The organism is Streptomyces sp. MH60 (genome assembly GCF_002939385.1).
In the GTDB taxonomy this organism is placed as follows: domain Bacteria; phylum Actinomycetota; class Actinomycetes; order Streptomycetales; family Streptomycetaceae; genus Streptomyces.
The window spans coordinates 1-4,023 of sequence record NZ_MULI01000163.1 but is presented as its reverse complement, the minus strand read 5'-3'; the positions used below and the strand labels follow the sequence as shown (position 1 = coordinate 4,023).

Here is a 4,023-nt window from a genome sequence, read left to right as displayed (position 1 = left end):
CTCGGGCGGTGCCGCGGGCGCCGCCGGCCAGCTCGTCCGGGGCGGGGACGCGCATGGACGTGTGGGTGTCGCGGTTGGAGTCGGCCGGCTTGGCCCCCGGCACCAGGGGCACCGCCCCCCGGCGCCGCACGGGCTCGGCGGCGGCCGGGGACGCCGCGGACGCCGCGGACTCATCGGGGGCGTCGTCCTGCTGCTCGGCGTCGGGCTCGTCCACGTCCAGCGGGGCCATTCCGGCGAGCATCGGCAGCAGCTCGCGCAGCCGGGCGCTCAGCTCGGAGGCGCGCAGCCGGGAGGCCGGGGCCTTGGCGAGGCACTGGACGAGGAGCTGCCACAGCTCGTCGGGGATGCCGGGGAGCGGGACGACGGTCTCGGTCACATGGCGGCGCAGCACCGCGCCGGGGTGGCCGCCGCCGAACGGCGTGAAGCCGGCGAGCAGCTCGTAGAGCACCGTGGCCAGCGCGTAGATGTCGACCGCCGCGCGCGGGGGCAGGCCCTCGACGATCTCCGGGGCCAGGTAGTCGGGCGTGCCGATGATCTTCGTGGCGCGGGTGCGCCGCGGGGTGTCGATGAGCTTGGCCACCCCGAAGTCCGTCAGCAGCGCCGGGTGCGCGCCGCCGGGGCCGAGCGGGCCCTGCATGTCGAGCAGCACGTTCTCGGGCTTGACGTCGCGGTGCACGATCCCGGCGGCGTGCGCGGCGGCCAGCCCGTCGGCGACGTCCGCGACGACGGCGACCGCGGCCTCGGGCGCCAGGCGCCGCTCCCGGTCGAGGCGGGGGCGCAGGTCGGTGCCCCGGACCAGGTCCATGACCAGCGCGAGGTCGTTGCCGTCGACGACGAGGTCGCGCACGGAGACGACGTGCGGGTGCTCCAGGCCGAGCAGGGCGGTGCGCTCCTGCACGAAGCGGGAGACGAGTTCCTGGTCGGACGCCAGGTCCTCGCGCAGCAGCTTGATCGCGACGGGTCCGTCGGGACCCTCGCCCAGCCACACCGTGCCGGCGCTGCCCCGTCCGAGGATCTGGTGGGCGGTGTACCGGCTGCCGATCTTCCGTGCCAAGACTGCTCCTACCGACGCGTGTTGCGCCTAAAAGTACGCGTCCGAGGAGCCGGCCTTCACCGTGGAGGCGGAAATCACCCTCCGGATGTCGACAAGTCTCCAGACTCAGCCTCCGCCGGAGCCGCCCAGGTCCCCGATCCAGCCGGTCACGGTGGTGAACCAGTCGGTGAGCTGGTCCCAGTAGCCCTTGCCGGTGCCGATCCAGTCCTGCAGCGGGCTCAGCTCCCACACGAGCCAGCCGGCCACGAACAGGATGACCAGCGTGAACAGGCAGCCCTTGAGACAGCCGAGGCCCGGGATGCGCATCGGGTTGGCGCCGCGCTGCCGCGGCGGCCTGGGCTCGCGCCGGGGCGGCTGCGGCTCGGGCGTGGGCGGCGGGGCGTACCGCTGCGGCTGGGGGCGCTGCGGCTGCTGGGGCTGGGGCTGCGGGGTGGCGTAGCGCTGCGGCTGTTGCTGCTGCGGGTAGCCGTAGCCGGGCTGCTGGGGCGGCGGGGCCTGGCGCGGCTGCTGCGGCTGGCGGGAGACCTGCCGCTGGGGGCGGCGGCGCAGCGGGTCCTGGTTCGGGTCGAGGTACTGGACCTGCGTCTGCTCGTTGCGGTCGCGGGCCGCGCGCAGCTGGTTCTGCCAGGGGTGCGGGTCCTCGGGTCCGCCCTGTCCCGGGGCGCCGGGCTGCCCCGGCGGCACCGGCGGCATGACGGCGGTCGGGTCGGGGGCCCCGGTGCTCGGGAGGACGGCGGTGGGGTCGGCGGCGCCCGCCGGGCCCGAGGTGTGCGGCAGGACGCTGGTCGCGCCGTTCGGGTCGTAGGCGGCGCCGGGCGCGTCCGGGACCTGTGCGGGCGCCGGGTCGGGGACCAGGAGCGCGCCCACGTTCTCGGCGGCGCCGATCTGCGCGCTGTTCGCGTGCACGCCGATGCCCTCGGCGACGACGCGCAGGCCGCGGGCGAGGTTCTCGGCGCTGGGGCGGTCGTCGGGGTTCTTGCGCAGGCAGCGCTCGATGACCGTCCACAGCGGGTCGGGGACGGTGGAGGGGCGGCGCGGTTCGGCGCTCAGGTGCTGGTGCAGCACCTCGAGGGCGGAGCCTCCGCCGAACGGGGGGCGGCCGGTGACCAGCTCGTACAGCAGGATGCCGGCGCCGTAGACGTCGACGGCGGAGGTCTGCGGGCGGCCCTCGGCGGACTCCGGCGCGACGTACGCGGGCGTGCCGACGAACTCGTGGGTGCGGGTGAGGCCGGGCGAGTCGGCGAGGCGGGCGATGCCGAAGTCGGTGAGCATCGGGTGCATCTCGCCGCCGGTCTGCTTCAGCAGGACGTTGGCCGGCTTCAGGTCGCGGTGGACGACGCCGTCGGCGTGGCTGGCGGCGAGCGCGTCGGCGATCTGCGCGGTGAGCAATGCCGCGGCAACCGGGGTGAGCGGCCCGTTTTCACGCAGATAGCGGTGCAGGTCGGGGCCGTCGACGAGGTCCATGACGAGGGCCAGCAGCTCGCCCTCGACGACCAGGTCGCGGACCCGGACGATGTTGGGGTGGGTGAGCCGGAGCAGGACGGAGCGTTCGCGCAGGAAGCGCATCACGATGTCGGCGTCGCTCGCGAGCTCTTCCTTGAGGACCTTGATCGCGACGGTCTCGCCGGGCTGCCCGGCCACGGCCGCCTCGGCGCCCGCGGTCTCGCGCTGGCGGGCACGCCAGACGGTGCCCGTGGCGCCGCGGCCGAGGGGCTCCTCGAGGAGGTACTTGCTGCCTACCGGCCGCACGTCATGCGCTCCTAGTTGCTTGCTGGCTGTTCGGACCCACTGTTCCAGAACCGGTCGGTCCCAGTCGGACCCAACTGTAGTGCCGCCCCCTGGACCACGTTCGAAGGAAAGACGCTCGACCCGGTCCCTTGGTTGCCGCTGCCCGTACGTGACCGATCTCAAGCGGGCGGTATCCGATCATCCGCAGGTCACCTGTCAGGCATTTTTGGGGGCAGAGCCGACCAATCAAGATCATTTGAAGGCGGAGGGCGGGCGCGTTGTCAGTGGCAGGTGCGAGGATGCCTGGAGTACTGGCCGACGTGTTCGTGTGACGGTGGGGGAAGTCCGCGGTGGGGGACCGTGGTGACGGCTTCTGTCCCGGCGTGCGGGCGCCCGCGCGAAGGGACCGCTTACGGCGATGCAGATCCGGCTGACCGTCGTAGACCCGCTGGGCCCGCATGCTTCGGCTGCCTCGGCCGCTCCGGCGGGGGGCCGCGCCGCGCGGTGTGACGTACTCGTCACCGCTCCGGCCGGCACCGCCCTGGCCGCGGTCGCCTCCGCGCTGGCCGCCGCGCTCCCCGGCGAGGGCCCGGGCTCCGGCCAGGTGGTGCTGTACGCCGGTGCGCAGCGCCTCGACGCCCAGCGCAGCACCCTGGGCGAGCCCCCGCTGATCGACGGTGCGGTGCTCTGCCTGGGCGCCCCGGGCGAGCCCGACCCGCACACCGAGCCGGCCGACGTCCCCGCCCAGCTCCACGTGGTCGCGGGCCCCGACGCGGGTGGCGTCCACCTTCTGCACGGCGGCCAGATCCGGCTCGGCCGCTCCGCCGACGCCGATGTGGCGCTCGACGACCCGGACGTCTCCCGGATGCACTGCGCGGTGACCGTCGGTCCCGACGCCCGCGTCTCGGTCGCCGACCTCGGCTCCACCAACGGCACCACCCTGGACGGCGTCCGCGTGGGCGACCGCCCGGTCCGCTTCGCGCCGGGTGCGCTGCTGCGCATCGGCGAGTCGGCCCTGCGGCTCGTGCCGGTGCCGCCGGCTGCGGAGGTGCGGGTGGAGACGACGCCGGACGGGGAGGGCCACGTACGGCTGTCCGGGCTCCGGACGCCCCCGTCGGGCGCCGGGGACGGCGACACGGTGGCCCACGCGCGCGTGGCCGACGGTGCCGAGGGGCAGGTGCGCGACGCGGACGGCCGCTCCCGCGCGACGGGCCCGGCCCACGGCCCCGCGGACCGACCGA

At 75.2% G+C, this 4,023-nt stretch carries 3 protein-coding genes; 1 reads left to right on the top strand and 2 read right to left on the bottom strand.

All coding sequences use genetic code 11. From position 1 onward, the window contains the following. Together BZZ08_RS38190 and BZZ08_RS38185 are read right to left on the bottom strand one after the other, a co-directional pair. The coding region (locus tag BZZ08_RS38190) for a serine/threonine-protein kinase (protein ID WP_104636708.1) at nt 1-1,054 on the bottom strand (1,054 nt) is incomplete at its 3' end. 105 nt (nt 1,055-1,159) lie between these two features. Beyond that, a complete protein-coding gene (locus BZZ08_RS38185) occupies nt 1,160-2,803 on the bottom strand; it encodes a serine/threonine-protein kinase (protein ID WP_104636707.1) in 1,644 nt (547 codons plus the stop codon). A gap of 397 nt (nt 2,804-3,200) precedes the next feature. Between BZZ08_RS38185 and BZZ08_RS38180 the strand changes: the two genes are divergently transcribed. Further along, a partial coding sequence (locus BZZ08_RS38180; protein WP_133169276.1) for an FHA domain-containing protein occupies nt 3,201-4,023 on the top strand: 823 nt, incomplete at its 3' end.